A 20800-nucleotide genomic window follows, 5' to 3' on the forward strand; every position below is an offset into this window, starting at 1 on the left:
AAATATCCGGAAAAGGTGAAAGTGTACTATGCAGGACACTCACTCGCTGATGCGTTCAGTAAAGAGTTTTGCGGCGGTCCTCACGTGGATCACACGCTCGTTATTGGCAAATTCAAGATTTTGAAAGAAGAAGCCGTCGCCGCCGGCGTGCGGCGCATTCGCGCGACGGTTGAGTAGTGCTGAGAAATGAGAACCCCGCAGTCGCCGTTGGCGACTGCGGGGGTTATGCGTTCGCGAAGTGTTGGAAGATGATCGCGACGAGCTTTTCCTTTACCTCTCGCGGAGCGCGTTGCGGAATTTCCAGCGTGATGCCGCGCTTTGCGATGCCCTTCCTTACCGCGTAGACGGTTGCCTGTCCAGCGAGGCGTTTACGCGTGAACCCACCCCCCCGCCATTGTTCAGAGAAGTATCCATTCCGGATGACGACGCTTCCCACGCCTTTCCAGTCAGAACCGGAATGGGGGTTAACGCCGATCTTCGCCGCATCGGCAAAGAGATTCTGAATCTCTTTGCTTTCGGAGGCATCGTCGGTGTCGTAAAGGTACCACTTGTTGCTCCGCTCATGGTCTTCGTGAAATGTGAGGAGGAGGTCAAACGTGCCTGTGTACATGAGCATCAGGTTCGCGCGGACTTCTGTGTCCGGCGATTCGTCGGCGAACATCCGGTTGACGTCATTGCCGGAGGCGTTTCGCCGCCTGCGGAGTCGGACGGCCGACGGGCTCATCTCCGGAACGAAGATGAAGTTGGGCATATCTTGCGCGTGCGCGCGGAGATACTCAGTCACCGGCGCGATAACGCCCCACTCATTTCCGTGTGTTCCGGAATGTATGAGCCACTTGGGATTCTTCCCGTGCGTGTAGTAGCGGAGAGTCATTCCGCAATACACGATCTTGCTTTCCTGCATTGCGGACACCCCGAAAGACGAATCTGTTTGCTACAAAGTAGCATAGTGCGAAAACAGGAAAAGGGAAAGGGCGGTCGCCTAGGCGACCGCCCTTACGTCTTCGTGTGGTTCCTTGCCCTGCTATGGAGCTTGGCAAGGCCGCGCACCCATTCCATGTTGACCTCTTCGGCCGCTTCCGGCGGCGTTGTGCCGGTGGTTTCCGTCGTGATGCTTTCCGTGCCGCGCCATGCGAGGTAGTCGGTGAATGACCCGTCCCGGCAATCCGCGATGCATCCCTGGTCGTCAGTTCGCATCGGGATGCTTTCGCCGGAAAGGATTTGCGTGTGTCGGAGCACGGGGACATGGCGCTCGATGCGATTCACGATTGTATCGTAGCGTTTGCGCCAACCGCGTTCGCCGAATGCGTAGAAGTACGCAGCCGGACGGCCGAGTTTTTCCGGATCTTCCCCGTTTTCCACGTGGCAGTGCTGATGCAGATCAAGTGCCGCGACAATGCGCGCGCCGAGAGCAAGGTCGTTGCGTATCAGCTTATGCATGAGCGCGGTTTCCTGCACAAGTGTGTCGTTAACCCCGTGCTTTGAAAGCTCGGGATCAGACGAAATGAACCGACGCGTATAGGTTTCGCCCGAGAGGAGCTCGTCCACAACCCGGCCGTCATTCATCAAGTAACGCACCCAGTCGTCATAGCCTCGCGTACCGTTCTCGCCACCCGGCTCTCCGCGCTCAAATCCCGAAGGATTCGCAAGCGGATAGACGATGAGCTTCAGACCGCGGCTATGCACCACTTCGGCAATTTCGGGCAGATGATGCAGCATCGTCTGCGCTCCCGCCGTTTCGTCACCGTGGAACGTCGCACGAATGAGCATCACCCGGTCTTTGGGCGTGATGTTTCGCGAGGCAACCCGAGTGAACGGATAGTCGTTTCCGTTGTATCGGATCGCACCCGTAAACTCTTGGATACTAAGATCTCGTCGCCCATGGAGCGATGCGACGAGAGTATCGTGGTATTCCCACGCGGTCATGGGACCCATCGCAGCACTCCTTAACAGTGGCCGATGTAACTACTGCCATAGTGGCACAAATGACCGAAATTGTGAACCCCCGCAGTCGCCAGCGGCGACTGCGGGGGTTAGTCGTGCGATCGGATGAGTTCTATCATGCCCTGAATCCAGATCGCGTACAGTTGCATGATCCTCCGGCGCAGGAATCCGTTTGTGGTGTCCACGCACGCGGCGTAGGGGACATTCAGACGCCAGAGGTGTTCGGTAAGCGATCCGTCGTAGTGGTGAATGCATCCGTCGCCATCGGTCTTCATGACGCGGATGAGCGCGAACCCATCGCTGTTTCGTTCAAACCCGTCGCTGATCCAGCGATGGCGGAGCACAGGAACGGCTTTTGCGACGCGCCGGACGATGTTTCGGAAGACGCCTTTCACGAATGCGTAGTGAAACGCTCCCGTGGGTGCTTTTCTCGCGAAGTCGTCATCGTCCTGGCTTTCATGGAGGTCAAGCGCGCCAACAATTTGCCCGTGGTGATTCCAGAAGTCGTTCCCGAGCAGATGATGCATGAGGCGCGTCTCCGGGGGCAGCCGGAGACGGAGCCGCCGGTCGGTACTCAAGAACCAGAGTTCCGACGTATCGCGCGTGCCGAGGTCATAGACAATCTCGCCGTTGCGATTGCGGTATACGAGGAAGTCGTTGTTGCCCCGCTGCAGTTTCGCGTCGCCATAGAGGTTGTAGTGCGTCCCCAGCTCAAACCCCGAGGGATTCATGAGCGGGTAGATGATGACCTTGACGCCCGCCTTGTGCGCGGCGTTAAGGATCCGGTTCGCGCTTCGGAGCATGAAGAGCGGCCCTGTTGCCTCGTCGCCGTGCATGCCGGTTGTGAGGAGCAGAATCCTATCCTTTCGCTCAATGTCGCGCGAGGCGATACGCAGGAAGCGATAGCGCTTTCTCCCGTGCTTTCCGTACGAGAGCGTGTGCCATGCAAGCGTGATGTCCGCGCGGCCCTTAAGCACGCGGAGCATGCGCGCATAGAACGCCTCCGCGGTCATGGGGCCTTTCATGGAAAGTCCTCCACAGTTGGATTTTGAGAAATCAGACTACGCTTACTATACTCCCAGAATAGAAAAAAGCAAAAAAGCATCAAAGCAAAGAAGCAATAAAGCAAAGAAGCAATAAAGCAACGAAGCAAGAACAGCCATTAGTTCTTTGTTCCATTGCTTCGTTGCTTACGTGCTTTCTTGTTTCTATGTTTGCCCTGTCGTTCCAAACCCTCCTCTTGTTTTGCGGCGCATAGATTTCACTTCATGCAGTGCCGCGCGCTTGTAGGGCATGATGAGCATTTGCGCGATGCGGTCGCCGCGCAAAATTGTTACGGGCGCGTTGGTAAAGTTAAATACAGGAAAGTGATATTCATCGCCATCGCCGGAAAAATCTTCATCGCCGATACCTAGGCCGTTCGGCGTGATGAGTCCGCGTTTATAAAATGAACTGCGCGCGACAAGCAGTACAAAATGCCCTTTGGGCGGCGCAACGGCAATATTTAACGGCACAAGCGCTGTTTGCTGTGGCGGCACGGTTACGGCTTCCCGTGCATGGCAATCAAAACACACGGCACCCTTCGTGTGGTACTGGGGGATCGGGAGTGCGCGGTCGAAACGCTTGATATGCACTTGGAGTTTCTTTGGCATGCATTTCTATCATAAGACAAGGGGCGAATTTCAGCACTATTGACAAATGTGGAAAGGTCTGCTATACTCTTTGCAGAACCTATTGGTTAGCACGCCCAAATCCTGCGGTGTAGCAGGTAGTGCGGGCGATGCATTTTGGACAGGAGGTCTGTGATGGGTTCCCCGACATTGGCTACGTTCAATCGGATGGTTCGCGAGGGCCAGCCGAATGCGGTGACCAACGAGCGCCTCGTGAAGCTCGTGGAAAGCGGGCTCTGGGACGTCGCGGTGGATGCGCCCGACTACGGCGTGGCTGCGGCGACGCTTCGGGGTGGCGAGGGCATCGTGATGATTCCCCTCACCCCGACCACCTTCGGCCCCTTGATCCAGCCCCCGTTCGTGGACGAGGGTGGCTGGGACCTCATCGCCGACGGCCCGGACGAGCTGGACATCGCAAACGTCCGGCAGCTCCCGATGCTCGAGGGCGACGAGACGGTCATCAAGTACGAGGAGGCCGTGCGCCGCAGCCGGGAGTTCGGCCAGCGCGCTGCGTTCCGGATTCGGGATGCGGGCAACGCCGGAAAGATCTCGAAAGAGGTCTTCCCCGTCGACACCTACGCGCCGTGCGGGAAGACGGTCTGGCGGCACCGCCAGGGCGGCCGCTGCTACGCCTGGTACGTCGATCGCGATGCGAGCGGCTTCTGCTGCCTCTGCGGCTGGTTCAGCGACGTCGTGGACTCCAGCAGCCGTCGCCTTGTCAGTAAGTAGTTGGGCCTTGGGTCGCTGGGTCCCCTTAGGACCCTTTGACCCTTGCGACCCTCGGTCACTTCGAATCCCAACCCCGTGCGTTCATTCGCACGGGGTTGTTCTATTTTGTATACTGAAAGCGGATAGTAGGCGACAACGCGCGGTTCTCCTTGGCAAACGTCAGTGATGGCTTCGCGTGGCCGAATTCTAGAATCTTTTTGCGCAGAGTCGGGACGGCTACATTCGCCGATGGGCGAATAGGGTTTTTCCGAGCGTCGCGAAGAGATTTCTAACAACACGAATAAACTACTTGGTGCCGCGCATTAGGGCATTGTAACCCAGTAGGTCATTCTACTGAATGAGATGCCAAATACGATACAGCCGGAGTCCGCCAGCCGGTGGACAATGGGCAAGTGGCGCGGATGATGAGCGGCACATTTTGGGCGGCACCGCCAGAGCGGCAACTGCTACGCCTGGTACGTCTATCGCAATGCGAACGGCTTCTACTGCAACTACAACTGGTTCAGCAACGACGTGAACTCCAACAGCCGTCGCCTTGTCAGCAACTACTTCTTCGTGTTTGCTGTTGCCTGCGCGCGACTACTTGCGTCGCGCGCGGCATCAGCTTCAGTTTTGCGCAGCCATCCGCCGAGCATCTTTCCTATCGCGTCAAATTTTTCAGACAGCGCGGCATACTGTTTCTGCCCGAGATCACCAACTTCCCAAAGTATCATGAGAAAGAATTTTAGCGCATCAAACTTGGTGTTTGCTTTCTGTAATGCAGGCAGTTTCTGCGCTTTGGAAATGTATTGCGCGACAAATATCAACTCCAGCGTTTCAACAAACAACGCATCTACCTTTTCGCCTAGCGTATACCGTGAGGATTTCTGAATGTGAGATTTAATCTCGTGCCACAGTTTATAACTCGCAATCAAATGTTGCAGAATACTCAAATTTCCAGCGGGGGTGGGGTTCAAAAGGTTATTCCCAAAATTCAATTCACTCATAGGTTTGATGAAATTATTTCGGTTGATAATTTATTGTCGGCGTGGAAAGAGTTTGCCGAGGGCAAGCGAAAAAAGCGCGATGTGCAGGAGTTCGGGCTACATTTGATGGATAATATCTTCGCGTTGCACAACGACCTTGCCGCGTATAGATATAATCACGGCAGTTATCAAATGTTTCGCATCGCGGATCCGAAGCCGCGAGTGATTCACAAAGCTACGGTTCGTGATCGTGTACTCCACCACGCCATTTACCGCATCCTCTACCCGTTTTTTGACCGGACGTTCATTCCCGATTCTTTTTCTTGTCGAATCGGGAAGGGGACGCACCACGCCATAGAGCGTTTCCGTGCCTTTGCCTATCACGCCAGCAGCAATCATACACGTACATTATGGGTGCTCCATTGCGACATCAGGAAATGCTTTGCGAGCATTGATCAGCGCATGCTTATCGCGACACTTCATGAATATATCGCCGATGAAGACGTGCGTTGGCTACTGCGCCAAGTCATTGAGAGCTTTTCCAGCGGAACGCCCCATGTCGGGTTGCCGCTGGGGAACCTCACCTCGCAACTGTTTGCTAATATCTATCTCAATACGCTGGATCAGTTTGTGAAACACCGACTGAAAGCCAAATACTATCTCCGCTACTCGGACGATTTCATCTTCTGCTCTGCTGATCGCGATTGGCTCCTCGGACTTATTTCTCAATTACGCAACTTCCTCGCGGAGCGGCTACATTTGGAGTTGCACCCCAAGAAAATTACACTGAAATCGCTTGCGAGCGGCGCGGACATATTGGGCTGGGTGCATTTTACCGACCATCGCGTCCTTCGAACGGCAACAAAGCATCGGATGTTCCGGAGGATTCAGGAACATCCAACGGAAGGAACACTCCAATCGTACAGAGGGTTGTTGTCGCATGGAAATGCACGCCACCCTGCCCAATTCATAAATTCTAGAGGGAAAGGATAATCGGGTATATAATGAAATTACGCTTATGTTCAGATTTTTAGAAAAAATCATAGGATTGATGCGTAAAAAAGAGCGCTTTTTAGTGCTGGAGCTGTTTCGGCATGGTATCCGGGCAACGACGATACGCGTTGATACCGAGGGGCGGTTGCTGCGGGTTGGGGCGCCGACAGCGGCAAAATCCGGAGAATCACTCGTAGCATTCGCAAAACGTTTAGGGAAACTTTCGCGGATGAATGTCGTGGTGAGCTGTGACGCGGCGCTTGCCGCGACGGTGCAGGGAAACATCGTTGTGCCGAATGAAGGCGGGGGAGTGCTGGATGAAGCCGCGGTGGAACATATTGTCGCGCAGTCAATCTGGAAGCTGTTTGATGGTGAGCGCTCCGTGGCGGCAAAACGTCTCGGCGTATCAACGGATGAGCTTGTGCTTGCGGATGCGCGCGTCTGGCGCGTGGCGCTTGATGGGCGGGTGATGCTGAATCCCCTGGGCTATGCCGCGAAAAATGTTGAAGTGCGTTTGAGCGTCACGATGATGCCGCGCGCGCAACATGCGTTGCTCACTGCCGCGTTTCCGCTGGGGATCGCGTTGATGAGCGAGTCCGGGGTTTCATGGGCGCGCGTTCTGCAGTCCACGACCGCTGATGACGCGCCATTTTTAGTCGCCGGACTTTTTCCGGAACATGCGGTGGTTGTTGTGGCCGATGATGGCATTCGTTATGTTGACGCGTTTGAATGGGGCGAACAGCAATTGATTTCCGGAGTCGCGGTACAGCTCGCGGTGACGCATGACATCGCGCGATATGTCATCGGCGCGGCGCGCGACGGGGCGAAAACTTCGCCGCTCTTCACGCGGAAAGTGGGGGATATTGTCGCGGCGGAGCTACAGCTTCTGGTAAACGGGTTGCAGACGGTCGCGGGCAAATTGCCGGCGCGCAAATGCCTCGTCGTGCCGTTTTACGATGTGACGAGTGTGCTGCTGAGCATTCCGATTAAAAATATGTCACGGCGGCTGGCGAAGGTGTTGTTTGTTTCAGCTGAAGATATTAGTAAAAATTTCGGCTTTGCGATACAATGGAAAGTATCGGAGCCCGCGTACGTATCGCTCGGCGCCGTGATGAGTTTTTTTGATGCGTATATCGCGCCGAAATTTCAAACATTGAACGCCATCGCGCGTCGGCGTGTGCGCTGGCTGCAATCAGGAACGCCAGCCGCAAACGCGAACGAAAGGGAACAGTAATTTTTACATCCCGTGCCACAAGAAACGAAAAAAATTTACGTAAACAAAAACGATGACGCGGCCGTCGTCGCGGAGAAGGTGATTGATGCCGAGGGAAGCCTCGTTGTGCTGCACGTTCCGCGCTTTTCACGTCTCGCGCAGTCCGAAAACAATTTTCATTTACTGAGACGCGAGAGCGAAGCGTTAAAGAAAACATTGCGCATAGAATCCGTTGATGACGCGGTTGTGGCGCTCGCGAAAGCCGCCTCTATTGAGGCGGAAAATCCGTTTTTTAGCCGTGTCGGGCGTCCGGTCGCTGATATTGTGACGTTACCAAAGCCGCGTCGCGTGAAACTTCGCAACATTGTTCCGGAGGCATCGCCGCAAATAGCCGAAGCGGAAGACGAGGCGCCATCCCCGGAACGCGCGCAGGCAACACTCGTTGGATCGACTGAAGAGGTGGTGCAGGAGCTCAATCGGCAGTTCGGTCCGATGGATGAGGAGCATCAAAAGCGGCACGGTAAGATGTGGCTCGCGGCGCTTATGCTCGTCGGGTGTTCAAGTGTCGCCGCATTTCTCGGGTTGCGGGTGCTTCCGCGCGCGGAAATTCACATCGTGACGCAGAAAACGGAATGGGCGTATAGCGACGCAATGGTGGCCGACAAGGGCATAGCCGCGCCTGATGCCGAAGCCGGAAAAATTCCGGGGCAGTTGTTTACGGAAAAGCGTAATGTCACGCTGACATTCCCCGCGACCGGGCATCGCCAGGTGACCACGAAAGCAAGCGGAAGCATCACCATCTCCAACGCGTACAGTTCTGACGCGCAAAAGCTTGTCGCGACAACCCGCTTTGTTACGCCGGATGGGAAAATATTTCGGCTAACGAATAACGTCACGGTTCCGGGCGCGAAGATTGCGGACGGAAAAATAGTTTCCTCAAGTATTGTTGCCGGGGTAATCGCGGATAAGGCGGGGGAGGAGTATAACGTTGCCGGCGGAGTCGCGCTTACTATTCCGGGGCTAAAAGGGACGCCGAAGTACGAGGCATTCCGCGGAGAAACAAAAGAGGCGATGCGCGGAGGGTTTGTCGGTGAGGCCGCGTATCCGACCGACGGTGATATAAAAACAGCAAAAGACGGAATCGCAACGACACTCGCCGACGGTCTGAAAGCCGCGGTGCTTGCCAAAGTTCCGCAGGCGTTCAAGGTGCTGGACGGCAGTACGAAGTTCCGCGTGGTGAAGCAAACCGTGGATACGGCGGTGAACGCGGCGGGTCAATTCAGTATTACCGCGGAAGCGGAGGTGAGCGCGATGGGTATCCGGGAGGCCGACGCGCTTACGGCGCTTCATGGACGCATCGCGAAGGAAATCGTGGGGGAGCATGAGGTGAAGCGTGAGGCATTAAAATACGGAACGGCGCGTTTTGACGTGGGAGCCGGTCGCATGACCGTGCCTCTTGATTATTCGGCTACGGTCGCGCGCAAAGTAAACGTCGACGAGCTCCGTGGCAACGTGCTGTTGAAATCAGAGCGTGATCTGAGGGCGATGGTGCTGAATATTTCCGGACTTCTTAGCGCGCGCATCACGCTGTGGCCGTTTTGGGTGCGCACGGTGCCGGGCGACGGCGCGAAGGTCAAAATCTCGGTGGAATAAGTGGCTATTGACGGCTTGGAGGTCGTCATGCTACGCTAGATACTTACATGAGTGATTTTCCTCCCGCAGCCGGTAATCCGTCAAAAAACGTAGTGAGAATCGAGGGTATCGTGGAGGAGTCGCTTCCGGCGACGACGTTTCGCGTCAAAATTGAAGGCGGAAGAGAAGTGTTGGCGCATCTCGCGGGAAGACTGCGACTCCACTATATAAAAATTCTTCCGGGTGACCGCGTGCTCATGGAAATGACCCCGTATGATGATGCAAGGGGGAGAATCGTGAGGAGGTTGTAAAGCTTCATTAGGGCATTAGCTTCATTAGTGAATCTCGGTATTTTACTTAATCTCACGACTAACGAAGCTAACAATCTAACGAAGCTAAAAAGCTAACACTATGAAGGTTCGCGCATCAGTGAAAAAAATTTGCAGCAATTGTAAGCTTGTGCGCCGTAAGGGCAGAATTTATGTTACCTGCAGCACTCCGAAGCATAAACAGCGTCAGGGGTAGATATAGTACTCACGAATGACGCGAATAACAAATAAAAATATCGCGAATAGAGCTAAACAACCCCGATCCAAACTAGCCATTCGCATTATTCATCACCCAATTCGCGATATTCGCGAACACTACATATGAGAATCGTCGGCATCAACATTCCGGATAATAAAAAAGTTCTTTACGCCCTGCCGTATATCCACGGCGTTGGCCGAGCATTAGCGGAAAAAATCATCAAAGCGACGAATATCAATCCGGATACGAGAGCAAAAGATCTAACGCCGCAGGAAGTTGCGCACATCAAGGACTATATTGAAAAGAGCGTGAAGGTGGAGGGTGAATTGCGCGCGATGGTGAAGCAAAACATTACGTTGCTCAAAGAAATGCTTGCGTATCGCGGCAATCGTCACGCGCGACATCTTCCGGTACGCGGCCAGCGGACAAAAACCAATTCACGCACCGTGCGTGGCAACGTCAGAAAGACTGCCGGCAGCGGTAAACGGAAAGTTGAGCTGAAGTAAACTAAGATATTCGCATTATTTAAACCAAATTCGCATTATTCGCGATTACTCTCATGGGAAAGAAAAAAGTTGCGCAAAAAAGCGGGGATCAGGCGTCCGGGGACGCGGCGGCGCCGAAGGCGGCCGTGAAAGAGACGTCCAAAAAATATGAGCGCGGCAGAGCGTATGTCAACGCATCGTACAACAACACCGTCATTTCCATGACCGACGAGAAAGGGAACGTATTGGCATGGGGTTCGGCGGGGTCGCTCGGGTTTACGGGTCCGAAAAAAGCAACTCCGTTTGCCGCGTCAAAGGTGGTCGCCGCGCTTGCGGAGAAGCTTCGTAAATCGGGCCCCGTGCATATTGAGGTGCTGTTAAACGGCGTCGGCGGCGGGAGAGATTCCGCGGTGCGTTCGCTCGCGAACCAGGGGTTTGACGTGCTTTCCATTAAAGATGTGACGCCGATTCCACATAACGGACCGCGTCAGCGAAAAGTGCGCAGAATATAAGACTATGTTTAACACCAGCGAAAAAAGAGAGCGCGCGTTGGGAATGAAGCTTATGCTGAAGCCGCATCGGTGTGCTTCGCCGAAGTGCGCGACCATCCGTAAGCCGCAGCCTCCGGGTCCGCACGGCGGAAAGCGCCGCAGAGGCGCCTCCGAATTCGGATTGCAGTTACGCGAAAAACAAAAGATCAAGGCGATGTACGGCATCCGCGAAGCGGCAATGCAAAAAGTATTTACGGCGGCGGTAAAATCCGCTGAAGCAACCGGCGAAGCGATGCTTGCTCGCTTGGAGCGCCGTTTGGATAATATCGTGTACCGTCTGGGTTTTGCTCCGTCGCGTTCGGTTGCGCGTCAGCTTGTCGGTCACGGCCATATTTTTGTGAACGGCCGCAGAGTCGATGTTCCCTCGGCGCTTGTTTCAATCGGGAATGTTATTACCATCCGCCCCGCATCAAAAGATCACTCGGGATTTAAAGAGCTCGCGGAAACAATGAAAAAGTACGAGGCGCCGGTGTGGCTTTCACTTGACAAATCAACGCTTACCGGAAAGATGACGGCGATGCCAAAAGATTTGGAAACGTTGTTTGATACCAACTTGGTCGTTGACTATTATTCAAAATAAATTAATCAAAAAACCGCACACTATGCAGTTTTCCAATCTTGGAGAGAACGTACAAATTAAGAGGATTTCCGAGGACACAAAAGAAGGTGTGTTCGAAATTGAGGGTCTCTACACCGGCTACGGCATTACCGTGGGGAACTCGCTGCGCAGAGTTTTGCTTTCTTCGCTTCCGGGCGCCGCGATTACGCAAGTGAAAATCAAAGGTGTCGGCCATGAGTTTACGACTATCCCGCACGTGATGGAGGATGTGGTGGAGATCGCCATGAACTTGAAGAAAATTCGTTTTCGTTTATATACTGACGAGACGCAAACATTAACGCTCAAGGTGAAGGGGGAGAACGTGGTGACCGCGGGGGATATTGAAATAAACGCGAACGTGGAAGTGATCACGCCGGACGCGCACATCGCGACAATTTCAGCAAAGAGCGGCGAGCTGGAAATGGAATTTACCGTGGAGCGCGGCTTGGGCTACGTTCCGGTGGAAGCGCGGAAACTGGAGAAGCTCGCGATTGGCGTTGTCGCGCTGGACGCGATTTTCACGCCCGTCACGCGCGTGAGCTATTCCGTGGAAAACATGCGCGTCGCGGACCGCACCGACTACAACCGGCTGCGCTTAGTGATTGAAACCGATGGGAGCATTACGCCGTCGGCGGCGCTTGTCGCATCCGCGAACATTTTGCAGGAACACTTCGCGAAACTTATTGTGCTGGATGTGAAGGTGATTGAGGGAGAAAAAGCCGAGCCGAAGAAAAAAACAAAGAAGACAAAAAAATGAAGTAATCACGAATAACGCGAATCCTCGGCAAATAATGCGAATAGCTCAAAAACCCATTTGCATTATTCGCCCCCCATTCGCATTATTAGCGAACACTCCTATGTTTAGCATCAAAAGAAAACTCCATAGAACCGTCGGACCGCGCCGTAACTTCGTGCGTATTTTGGCGCACAACCTTATTATGGGCGGAACTATTGAGACGACCGACGCAAGGGCGAAGACAATCCGCCCGATTATGGAGAAGCTGGTAACCATCGCGCGGCGGGGAAGACTGCAGGATTTGCGGCTTTTGCTCTCGCGGCTGCCGAAGGACGCCGCGTCAAAGTTGTATTATGAAATCGCTCCGAAGTATAAAGAGCGTAAAGGCGGGTACCTCCGAATTCTGAAGCTGGGGAATATGCGCCGACGCGATGCGGCAAAAACAGCGACGATATCATTTGTATAATATGGATTACATTATTGACGCAAAAAATCAACGACTCGGCCGGCTTGCGACGCAAATTGCGGTGACATTGCAGGGCAAGAAAAACGTGAAGTATGAGCCTCGCTTGCGGGGTGAAGATCGCGTGGTGGTGAAAAACGCTGGAGGCATCGTGGTGACCGGAGGAAAAGAAAAGAAGAAAATTTATTACCGCCACACCGGATATATGGGTCATTTGCGCGAGCATTTGTTTGCCGAGGAATTTGCCAAGCATCCGGGCGAGGTATTGCGCGAAGCGGTGCGCAGAATGCTTCCGAGGAACTTCTTGCGTGATAAAAGATTGGCAATGTTGAAAATAGAAAAATAAAAATCTATGATGACCCCGCGTGCTAAAAAAACAGAAGAAAAACCGAAAGTGGAAAAGATGCGGTATGTTGAAGGGTTGGGCGGCCGAAAAACCGCGCATGCCCGCGTGCGTTTGTACGCGAAGCATGGCGACGTGATAGTGAACGACCGACCGCTCGCCGTGTACTTTAGGCTGCCGAAGTTGCAGCAGACCGCGATTGCGGCGCTCAAACTCCTGGGGCTTGAGGAAACGATTTCGGCGACGGTGCACGTGAAAGGGGGCGGCATTTCCGCGCAAGCCGACGCGGTGCGGCACGGCATCGCGCAAGCGCTGGTGCGGATGAACGAGGAATACAAAAAGAAACTGCGGGGCGTGGGATATTTGACCCGCGACGCGCGCGAAGTTGAGCGCAAAAAACCAGGCCTTAAGAAAGCGAGAAAATCTCCGCAGTGGGCGAAACGGTAGTTTCGCACAATGCGGAGAGGGGGTGGGTCGGAGGGGGCGGCGAAACCGCCCCTTCCGTGTTGGAAAACAGGTCGCTCGAGCGACCGTTAGAAACCGTCGGTTTCTAAGGAGCGAAGCGACACCACATCGGGCGAAACGTTAAAACAAAAACTCCCCGTAAGGGGAGTTTTTGCTAGTTTCGCCCGCTGCGTGGGAGGAAGTAGTGTGCTAGAATTATAGTAGAATCACTTTCCGTTGTTTTTCTTGGAGGTGGATCATGGCGGATGAAACGCGCCAACTCCCAGCCACGGGAAACGGCGGGGGGAACAAGGAAAAGGAACTGCTGTTCCTTTGTTGCACGACGCTCGGGGCCGGATTCCCTGCCGGGCATCGGCCGAGCACCTCATCGTTCTTTGTGTGCTGGAGGAAGTTCCTTTGGCGAGTGACGATCGAGGCCTATGCGCGGCATGTGACGCGCGAGGATCATGCGCGGCATCCGGTGTGCGGGGCAGGGTCAATGATCATACTTGAAGATGATCCCTACGTCGCGCTGCTTCGTGAGATCGTCGATGCACGTTGCGGCAAGGACTATGACCGCGAACGGGAGCTGATGCCCTTTGTTGTCTTTCCCATCAGTGAACGCAAGGGTAGCACGCTGCACGTCATTATCAGCGGGCGCGAGGTGACGCGGGAAGACATTGAGCGCGTGGCGCTTAGTCTTGTCCGGTGGGAAGGCGGGGACCCTTTGCGGGTGCGTTGTGTCTGGAAAGGTTGCGACGATGCATGGGAGCGGCAATACTGGGAAGAACGAGTTCACAGTGAAGAGATCAAGCGGCTGCGTCGCGGGCCTCCTCTGGGAGCGAGTCTGGTTTCGCCGGAAAGTATCGCGCGCATCGCCAAGAGGCAGGGTACGACTTCGGAAGCCGTGCGGAAGCAGCTTTCCGACGACGGTTTTGCTGAAGACGAGTACGGGAATTTCGTTCGCAGGAATCCGGAGTTCGACGAAGGCGACGGCGAAACGTTTGCGCTGATTCTTCGGGGGTACGCGAAGCACATGAACTATGCGGGGCCGCTGTATCTCTCCGCGCATAGCTGGGAGCAGTTGCTCTTTGTCGCGGAAGGGCAGCAGTTCGTTACGGAATTCAGCGGAAAGCGGGCGTGGTACGGGTATCTGAAGGATATCAAGCACCTCGTCTGCATCCCGGTGGCGAATCGGTTTGAAGTCGCCGGGTATACGGCGTATACGGTTCTCGGGGACCCCGACTTCCTCCCTGCGATGGACGAAGTGAGTATCGCAGACAGCGAGCAGGTGAAGGCATCGCTTGCCCTGCTTGAAGAAAAGGAAAAAAAGAATCGCGAGGCAGGAGAACACGCCGGCGATGAAAAATCCGGTGATGTGACAGAAGAACCGAAAACGTAGAACGGGAGGTCGCCTCAGGCGACCTCCCGTTTCCCATATTTCAGAGACGTGTTAGCGCCAAACTCTACGCGTGCGGAAGTACCAGGAAGTTACTCCGTCAAAGCGGTTCGCGGGCGTGGCGACAGTTGCGGCGTCAAACCCTTGTAATTGTTTGTCGGTGACGTAGAGATAGCCGGGGTTGAAAAGGAAGATAGCTGGCCGGTCGTTCAAAAGTAAATCCTGAAGTTTGCCGATGCTTTTGAGGCGCGCGTCCGGGTTCATTTCTTTGCGGATGGATTCTAAAAGGGTATCAACGGCTTTGTTTTCGTATACCGATAGGTTTAGTCCGGGCGAGAAGCGTTCAGACGAATGCCAGAACGCGAAAATGTCAGGGTTAGTGCCGAGGATTTCTCCGAAGAGCAGGAGTTGGTAGTTGCGGGTTTTTAATACATCGTTCGCGATGTCTTGCGGGTTCATAATGAGCGGCGTGAGCTTCACGCCGACGGTCGCCCAGTTCTCTTTTATGATATTTGCCGCGTCAATCAAAAATTGGATTTGCGGAACAACCATATCAAGCTCAAGTTTCACTTTGCTACGCCCGAACATCTTTTCGCGCACGCCGTCACTTCCCAGCACCCATCCTGCTTTATCAAGCAGTTTTTGCGCGTCTGCCGGTGTGTAGGTCTCGTTTATGTAGCGAGACGCGTCGTATCCTTCAAGTGATGGAGTAATGGGGCCATATACCGGAGTCACGTGCCCGTCTCCTTCAAAAAGCGTGCCGGCGATATTTGCGCGGTCGGTCGCGCGTGTCAGCGCCTCGCGCACATCGCGCTCTTTGAGCGCCGGATGCAATCCGGTGTTGAAGAACACGGCGTAGTAGCGGGGGATATCCAGGTAGTGGTCATCGTTGCCGACGGTAATGGAGGATAGATCCTTCGCAGTGAGCCCCCCGATGCCATTGATCACGAACCTATTAAATGAACGCAGGACATCGGCGGTGCCGATGAAAAATTTGAAATGGAACGTCGCAAGATGCGGTTTGTTTCCGGCAAAATGCGGATTCGCTTCAAGAATATAGTCGGTGATGAACCCATCCTTTTGTTTCTCGTAGCGCCGAAAAACATATGGCCCGCTTCCCACCGGTTCCAAATTGTATGTGGAGAGTCGGAGGTTGGCGGCCGGAATATTGCCGAAAATGTGGCGCGGAATAACGCGCAGGTCGCGGAGGTTATCGGCGAAAAACGCATACGGCGTTTTGAGCGTAAATTTGATCTCGCGCTCACTTAAACGCTCCGCGACAACGCCTTGCCACGTGGGGAAGAGCGGTGAGCGGCTCGCGATATCCTGGATTGTTTCAAGCGTGAAGAGTACGTCATCGCTCGTCAATGCTTCACTGTCGCTCCACCGGATGTCTTTCTTGAGCGTCGCCGTCCATACTTTTCCGCCTTCGCTCGGGACAACTTGTTCCGAGAGTTCAGCGAGTCCCGAGAAGAGGAGCGTGATGATGTCCCGGTCCACGTCGTTGCCTTGGGAAAGCACCGGGTTCACCGTCACCGGCTGCCCGACAATACCTTCCACGTACTCATCGCCGTCCGCGGGCACGAGAGTGGTGTGGGCGTAGACATAGCGCGCGCCTCCCGCTATAACGGCGAGCGCGAATAAAGCGACGGAAGCGAAAAACGCGCGTTGCTCAATGCGCGTAAATGTTCGGATGAGTTGGCGAATACGCGTGAGCATGGAGTAATCGCGAATAATGCGAATTGGTTCAAAATAATGCGAATAAGGGGGCCGCCTAAGAGGAATCGTTGCCACCGCTCATTGCGCGTTTAAGCGATGAGGGACGTATTTAGAGCACGAGGTTGGCAATCGCAAGTCCTGCGAAGACGATAGTCAAGACAACGGTAGCGATGAAAATCGCTTTTTCAGCGCCGCGGCGTGTTTGGTAAAATCCGCCTCCGCCTCCGCCGAAAATACCGGATGTCGCCGATGAGCGTTCCTGGAGGAGAATAAGTACGATGAGTAACAGTGAAACGGCTATTTGGATGACGGGGAGGATAGTTGTCATATCTTTTGTTCTGTTAGGCGTCTTCGTTCGGCGAAGTGCGGGCAAACATACGTATCGCGCCGCCGAGAATGAAGCTCGTAATACTGATAATAAGGGTTCCGTAGATAAGCGCAGGTATGGACATAATCATAAGGTGTAGCGAGAAAAAGTCAATACTGGCGAGGATTGCCGCGTTAATGACGATGGTGAAGAGTCCCAGTGTAATAATGACGACAAAGCTGAAAATAAACTTCAATATCGGCCGCAGAACGGCGTTGCCGAGCATGAGAAGTACCGCGATGGTCGCGATCGCCGTCCAGTCAAAGTCAAGGCGAAAGCCGGGGATGTAGTACGCGGCGAGGAGTAGTCCGGCGGCGTTGCCGATGAGCGAGGCGATGAGGCTGGTGAGCATAGCGGCTACATTAGCGGAGGTTAGGAATAAGATTCTCCCCGGTCATTTCATCCGGTTTCGGAACGCCCATAATGGAAAGGATGGTCGGCGCAACATCGGAGAGGAGGCCGGCGATTTCGGACTGTGATGCGGCAAATTCAGCGTCGGTTTTGACGCTCACGAATTCTTTGCCAACAATTGCCACGGGTACGGGGCTCGCGTCGTGTTTTGTTTCGGCTTGGCCGGTCAAGGGATTGCGCAGTCGCTCGGCGTTTCCGTGGTCGGCGGTCACAATCAGCACCGCGTCGCGCTTGAGGCACACATCCAGCACGCGCGCGAGCTCTTGGTCAACGGTGGTGATTGCAGCCTTTGTTGCCTCAAGGTTGCCGGTGTGCGCGATGAGGTCGGGGTTCGCGAAGTTGCAAAGAATAAAATCACTGCCGCCTTCTTCCACGGCTTGCACGACGCGCCGGGCGATTTCTCCGGCCATCATCTCCGGATGCTCGTCATGCCGCGCGATGTTCTGAGAGGGGACAAGGATGCGGTATTCATTTGGGTACACGGCGTTCGCGAGACCGTCGAAGAAATAGGTCACGTGGGCGTACTTTTCCGTTTCCGCGATGCGGATTTGTACCAGCCCTTTGTCGGCAAGTACTTTGCCTAAAGGAGCATCCACGCGTTCCATGGGGAAGGCGACCGGTACCGTGAATTTCGGGGAATACGCGGTGAATGTCGTGACAGAGAGTTTCACGGCCGGAAGTACGGGAAATTTATCAAATGACGGCGCGATGAATGCTTCGGGGAGCTGCCGCATGCTGTCTTCGCGGAAGTTAAAGAAGATAATGGCATCGCCCTCCTTGACGCATGCGTCGGGATTGATGGTTGCCGGCGCGATAAATTCGTCTTCCAGCCCCGAAGCATAACCCTGCTCAATCCATTGGCCGGCATCTTTTGCGGCCGTGCCCTTTCCGGTCATCGCGTCATACGCCTTTTTGGTGCGGTCATAATGCTCGTCGCGGTCCATCGCGTAGAACCGTCCGCCGATGCTCGCGATTTCGCCTACGCCTTCGTGTTCCAGAACGGCACCGATTTTTTTGATGAGTGTTACAGCCGAACGCGGCGCGCCATCTTTGCCGTCGGTAAAAAGATGAAGGGAGAGTTTGGCGACGCCCGCATTTTTGGCGTATTGAATCAACGCCTCCAGGTGGTCAAAGCTTGCGTGCACGCTGCCTTCGGTGAGGAGTCCCGCAAGGTGCACGCGGCCACCATTTTTCCCTTGCGCGAACGCTTTGGCAAGCACATCATTCGCAAAAAAACTTTTGTCTTTGATGGCAAGCGAGATGCGCGGGAAATGCTGATAGATGACTTTGCCAGCGCCGAGCGTCAAGTGGCCGACTTCGGAGTTTCCCTCCTCGCCCCACGGTAAGCCAACGGCAATGCCCGAGGCCTGCAAGGCCCCCGAAAGATAATTTTTTCGGATATAGTTGATGGTTTCGGGGTTGGCGAGATATATGGGGTTGGTGTCGTCATCCGCCCCTATGCCAAAACCGTCAAGTACCGCAAGTACGATAGTTCGTCGCATACATTCACTTTAGCAAGAAAGCAATAAAACAAGAAAGCAATAAAACAAAGAGTGCTTCTATGTTTTTTTGTTTCGTTGCTTTTTTGTAAAGGCCGTGCTTTACTGTTTCGTAGTATGGTAATGGCGTTATATCGCGTGGTGCGATAGGCGACAATTGCCGCGTAAGAGTTGAGGAGGTTAATATGATTGGCCTTGTGGGAGCAATGATGCTTAGCATCGCTGCCGGCCTTCTTCTGTGGAGGCATTCGGAACATCACAATGAACTGGAAAGGCGCGTGAGGGCTCTCGAAGCGAAGTCTCCGCCTCCGAAGTCGTAGGTAGTTCGTCCGTCGTCAACGCCCGCTCCGGTGGTCATCATCGGAGTGGGCGTATCTTTTTTAGTTGACGAAACAAAACCTTTTCTATATCATGTTAAATATAAGTATGTATACCATTAACACGTTCCTAAAGAATTCGTTTGAGCTTACTGTGGCGAAGAATTTAGCGAACAGCGAACTATATGTCATCAACCCTCATTTCGGGAGGAATATTCGTCATTATCGGGGCAGCCGTCGGGTACATCTTGAGTCTGGTCTTTGCCGGTAAAGGGGCGAAGTCCATTGAGGCGAAGGCGAAGGCGCAGTTTGAAGAAGCGAAAATCCAGTCGCGGGAAATTTTATTTGAAGCAAAGGACAAGGCAGCGCAGGCGCTGGAGGAAGTGAAGAAAGAAGAGCGGAATCGCAAAGTCCAGCTGGATAAGCTGGAGGAGCGGCTGGTGAGGAAAGACGAAACCATTGAGCGGCAGCTGCAGGATATTTCCACGAAAGAGAATCGTCTCGCGGATGAGCTTTCGCGCCTTACAATGGCAAAAACGCAGGTTTCGGAATTGCAGAAAAGCATCAAGGGCGAGTTTGAGCGCATCGCGGGGCTTTCTGCTGGCGAGGCAAAGTCCATGCTGTTGAAGCAGGTGCAGGAGGAGGCGGGGAAAGAATTGACGCAAACCATTCAGAAACTGGAGAAAGAACGGCGCGAGGAAGTGGAAAAGAAAAGTTTAGAAATTATCACCTCGGCCATTCAGCGCTATGCGCGTTCGCATGTGGCGGATTTGACGACTAGTATCTTCAACCTTCCGAACGAAGAGTTGAAAGGCAAAATCATCGGCCGAGAAGGACGGAACATCAGAACGCTTGAACGGCTCACGGGAGTGGAGTTTATCATGGACGAAACGCCGGACAACATCATTATTTCTTCGTTTGACCCGTTGCGCCGCGAAATTGCTCGCCTCGCGCTTGAGAAACTGATTAAAGATGGGCGCATTCAACCGGTGAAGATTGAAGAAAAAGTGGAGGAGGCGAAAGCTGAGCTTGATAAGCGCATGATCGAAATCGGCGAAGCGGCGGCGCTTGAAGTCGGCATCATTGATTTTCCGAAAGAGATTATTCAACTGCTGGGACATTTGCATTTTCGCACAAGCTACGGCCAGAATGTGCTGGTGCATTCCATTGAAATGGCGCATATCTCCGGAATGATCGCGGCGGAGTTGGGAGCGAACATTGAGATCGCCAAAAAGGGCGCGTTGGTGCACGACATCGGCAAAGCCATCAGCCACGAGGTGGAAGGCACGCACGTGGAATTGGGACGGAAGATTCTGCAGAAATACGGCATTGCCGACGCGGTGATTAAAGCGATGGAATCGCACCATGATGAATATCCGTTCTCTACGCCGGAGTCGTTTATCGTTGCGGCGGCAGACGCCTTATCTGCCGCGCGTCCGGGCGCGCGTCGAGATACGATAGAAAACTACATTAAGCGCTTGGGCGACCTTGAAAAAACCGCGGCCGGATTTCCTGGTGTCAAAACCGCGTATGCCCTCTCCGCAGGCAGGGAAGTGCGCGTGTTCGTGATTCCGGAGCAGATTGATGACTTCGGCGCGCTGCAGCTGGCAAAGAACATCGCTTCAAAGATTCAAACGGACCTCAAATATCCCGGCGAGATAAAGGTAAACGTGATAAGAGAAATGCGGGCGGTGGAATATGCGAGGTAGAGCGAGCTTCTCAAAATGAGCGATCGCGTTGTTGCCCCTCGTCGGAGTAGCCCTGTGGCTACACCTTTCTCGGGGCGCCTAGCGC

General features: G+C 54.1%; 25 protein-coding genes. 16 read left to right on the forward strand and 9 right to left on the reverse strand.

Annotated features, from left to right (window positions below):
• The coding region (locus Q7R85_02135) for an alanine--tRNA ligase (protein MDO8584902.1) at positions 1-177 on the forward strand (177 nt) is incomplete at its 5' end.
• 46 nt (positions 178-223) lie between these two features.
• Here the strand turns inward: Q7R85_02135 and Q7R85_02140 are convergent.
• The 4 genes from Q7R85_02140 to Q7R85_02155 all read right to left on the reverse strand — a co-directional run bounded on the left by Q7R85_02140 (position 224) and on the right by Q7R85_02155 (position 3596).
• Positions 224-904 carry a hypothetical protein gene (locus tag Q7R85_02140; protein ID MDO8584903.1) on the reverse strand — a complete coding sequence of 227 codons (681 nt, stop codon included), beginning with the start codon at positions 902-904 and terminating at the stop codon, positions 224-226.
• Positions 905-996: 92 nt separating this feature from the next.
• A complete protein-coding gene (locus Q7R85_02145) occupies positions 997-1935 on the reverse strand; it encodes a hypothetical protein (GenBank protein MDO8584904.1) in 939 nt (312 codons plus the stop codon).
• 98 nt (positions 1936-2033) lie between these two features.
• A complete protein-coding gene (locus Q7R85_02150; GenBank protein MDO8584905.1) occupies positions 2034-2969 on the reverse strand; it encodes a succinylglutamate desuccinylase/aspartoacylase family protein in 936 nt (311 codons plus the stop codon).
• Between the two features lie 183 nt (positions 2970-3152).
• Positions 3153-3596 carry a dUTP diphosphatase gene (locus tag Q7R85_02155; GenBank protein ID MDO8584906.1) on the reverse strand — a complete coding sequence of 148 codons (444 nt, stop codon included), beginning with the start codon at positions 3594-3596 and terminating at the stop codon, positions 3153-3155.
• A gap of 153 nt (positions 3597-3749) precedes the next feature.
• Here Q7R85_02155 and Q7R85_02160 point away from each other — a divergent pair, with 153 nt between their 5' ends.
• Positions 3750-4343, forward strand: a complete 594-nt coding sequence (locus tag Q7R85_02160) for a hypothetical protein (protein MDO8584907.1) — start codon at positions 3750-3752, stop codon at positions 4341-4343.
• Between the two features lie 545 nt (positions 4344-4888).
• Here the strand turns inward: Q7R85_02160 and Q7R85_02165 are convergent.
• Positions 4889-5329, reverse strand: a complete 441-nt coding sequence (locus Q7R85_02165) for a four helix bundle protein (protein MDO8584908.1) — start codon at positions 5327-5329, stop codon at positions 4889-4891.
• Positions 5330-5362: 33 nt separating this feature from the next.
• Between Q7R85_02165 and Q7R85_02170 the strand changes: the two genes are divergently transcribed.
• The 13 genes from Q7R85_02170 (at position 5363) to Q7R85_02230 (ending at position 14696) form a co-directional block, all read left to right on the forward strand.
• Positions 5363-6301 carry a reverse transcriptase/maturase family protein gene (locus Q7R85_02170; protein ID MDO8584909.1) on the forward strand — a complete coding sequence of 313 codons (939 nt, stop codon included), beginning with the start codon at positions 5363-5365 and terminating at the stop codon, positions 6299-6301.
• 25 nt (positions 6302-6326) lie between these two features.
• Positions 6327-7535, forward strand: a complete 1209-nt coding sequence (locus Q7R85_02175; protein ID MDO8584910.1) for a hypothetical protein — start codon at positions 6327-6329, stop codon at positions 7533-7535.
• 12 nt (positions 7536-7547) lie between these two features.
• On the forward strand, positions 7548-9167 hold the full coding sequence (locus Q7R85_02180) for a hypothetical protein (protein ID MDO8584911.1): 1620 nt from the start codon (positions 7548-7550) through the stop codon (positions 9165-9167).
• Positions 9168-9214: 47 nt separating this feature from the next.
• Positions 9215-9457, forward strand: coding sequence for a translation initiation factor IF-1 (infA, locus tag Q7R85_02185; GenBank protein MDO8584912.1), 243 nt, complete (start codon positions 9215-9217; stop codon positions 9455-9457).
• A 100-nt stretch (positions 9458-9557) separates the two neighbouring features.
• The gene (gene rpmJ / locus Q7R85_02190) at positions 9558-9671 is read left to right on the forward strand and encodes a 50S ribosomal protein L36 (protein ID MDO8584913.1); all 114 of its coding nucleotides are present in this window, start codon (positions 9558-9560) and stop codon (positions 9669-9671) included.
• 125 nt (positions 9672-9796) lie between these two features.
• Positions 9797-10180: a 30S ribosomal protein S13 gene (rpsM, locus tag Q7R85_02195; GenBank protein ID MDO8584914.1), complete on the forward strand. Its 384-nt coding sequence runs from the start codon at positions 9797-9799 to the stop codon at positions 10178-10180.
• A gap of 53 nt (positions 10181-10233) precedes the next feature.
• Positions 10234-10671, forward strand: coding sequence for a 30S ribosomal protein S11 (rpsK, locus tag Q7R85_02200; GenBank protein ID MDO8584915.1), 438 nt, complete (start codon positions 10234-10236; stop codon positions 10669-10671).
• Positions 10672-10675: 4 nt separating this feature from the next.
• Positions 10676-11290, forward strand: a complete 615-nt coding sequence (gene rpsD / locus Q7R85_02205) for a 30S ribosomal protein S4 (protein MDO8584916.1) — start codon at positions 10676-10678, stop codon at positions 11288-11290.
• A gap of 22 nt (positions 11291-11312) precedes the next feature.
• Positions 11313-12065, forward strand: coding sequence for a DNA-directed RNA polymerase subunit alpha (locus tag Q7R85_02210; protein ID MDO8584917.1), 753 nt, complete (start codon positions 11313-11315; stop codon positions 12063-12065).
• A gap of 100 nt (positions 12066-12165) precedes the next feature.
• Positions 12166-12510, forward strand: coding sequence for a 50S ribosomal protein L17 (gene rplQ, locus Q7R85_02215; protein MDO8584918.1), 345 nt, complete (start codon positions 12166-12168; stop codon positions 12508-12510).
• Position 12511: 1 nt separating this feature from the next.
• The gene (rplM, locus tag Q7R85_02220) at positions 12512-12853 is read left to right on the forward strand and encodes a 50S ribosomal protein L13 (GenBank protein MDO8584919.1); all 342 of its coding nucleotides are present in this window, start codon (positions 12512-12514) and stop codon (positions 12851-12853) included.
• A 6-nt stretch (positions 12854-12859) separates the two neighbouring features.
• Complete coding sequence (gene rpsI / locus Q7R85_02225) at positions 12860-13297, forward strand: 30S ribosomal protein S9 (GenBank protein MDO8584920.1); 438 nt, start codon at positions 12860-12862, stop codon at positions 13295-13297.
• Positions 13298-13553: 256 nt separating this feature from the next.
• The gene (locus Q7R85_02230; GenBank protein ID MDO8584921.1) at positions 13554-14696 is read left to right on the forward strand and encodes a hypothetical protein; all 1143 of its coding nucleotides are present in this window, start codon (positions 13554-13556) and stop codon (positions 14694-14696) included.
• 51 nt (positions 14697-14747) lie between these two features.
• Here Q7R85_02230 and Q7R85_02235 read toward each other — a convergent pair whose 3' ends face one another.
• The 4 genes from Q7R85_02235 to gpmI form a co-directional block, all read right to left on the reverse strand.
• Complete coding sequence (locus Q7R85_02235) at positions 14748-16412, reverse strand: peptide ABC transporter substrate-binding protein (GenBank protein ID MDO8584922.1); 1665 nt, start codon at positions 16410-16412, stop codon at positions 14748-14750.
• 109 nt (positions 16413-16521) lie between these two features.
• Positions 16522-16740, reverse strand: coding sequence for a preprotein translocase subunit SecG (gene secG, locus Q7R85_02240; GenBank protein ID MDO8584923.1), 219 nt, complete (start codon positions 16738-16740; stop codon positions 16522-16524).
• A 13-nt stretch (positions 16741-16753) separates the two neighbouring features.
• Positions 16754-17131: a phage holin family protein gene (locus tag Q7R85_02245; GenBank protein MDO8584924.1), complete on the reverse strand. Its 378-nt coding sequence runs from the start codon at positions 17129-17131 to the stop codon at positions 16754-16756.
• Positions 17132-17141: 10 nt separating this feature from the next.
• Positions 17142-18692: a 2,3-bisphosphoglycerate-independent phosphoglycerate mutase gene (gpmI, locus tag Q7R85_02250; GenBank protein MDO8584925.1), complete on the reverse strand. Its 1551-nt coding sequence runs from the start codon at positions 18690-18692 to the stop codon at positions 17142-17144.
• A 499-nt stretch (positions 18693-19191) separates the two neighbouring features.
• Here gpmI and rny point away from each other — a divergent pair, with 499 nt between their 5' ends.
• Complete coding sequence (gene rny, locus Q7R85_02255; GenBank protein ID MDO8584926.1) at positions 19192-20715, forward strand: ribonuclease Y; 1524 nt, start codon at positions 19192-19194, stop codon at positions 20713-20715.
• Positions 20716-20800: the final 85 nt, after the last annotated feature.

The sequence above is a fragment of the bacterium genome (genome assembly GCA_030649055.1).
Lineage (GTDB): Bacteria > Patescibacteriota > Minisyncoccia > UBA6257 > JAUSGH01 > JAUSGH01.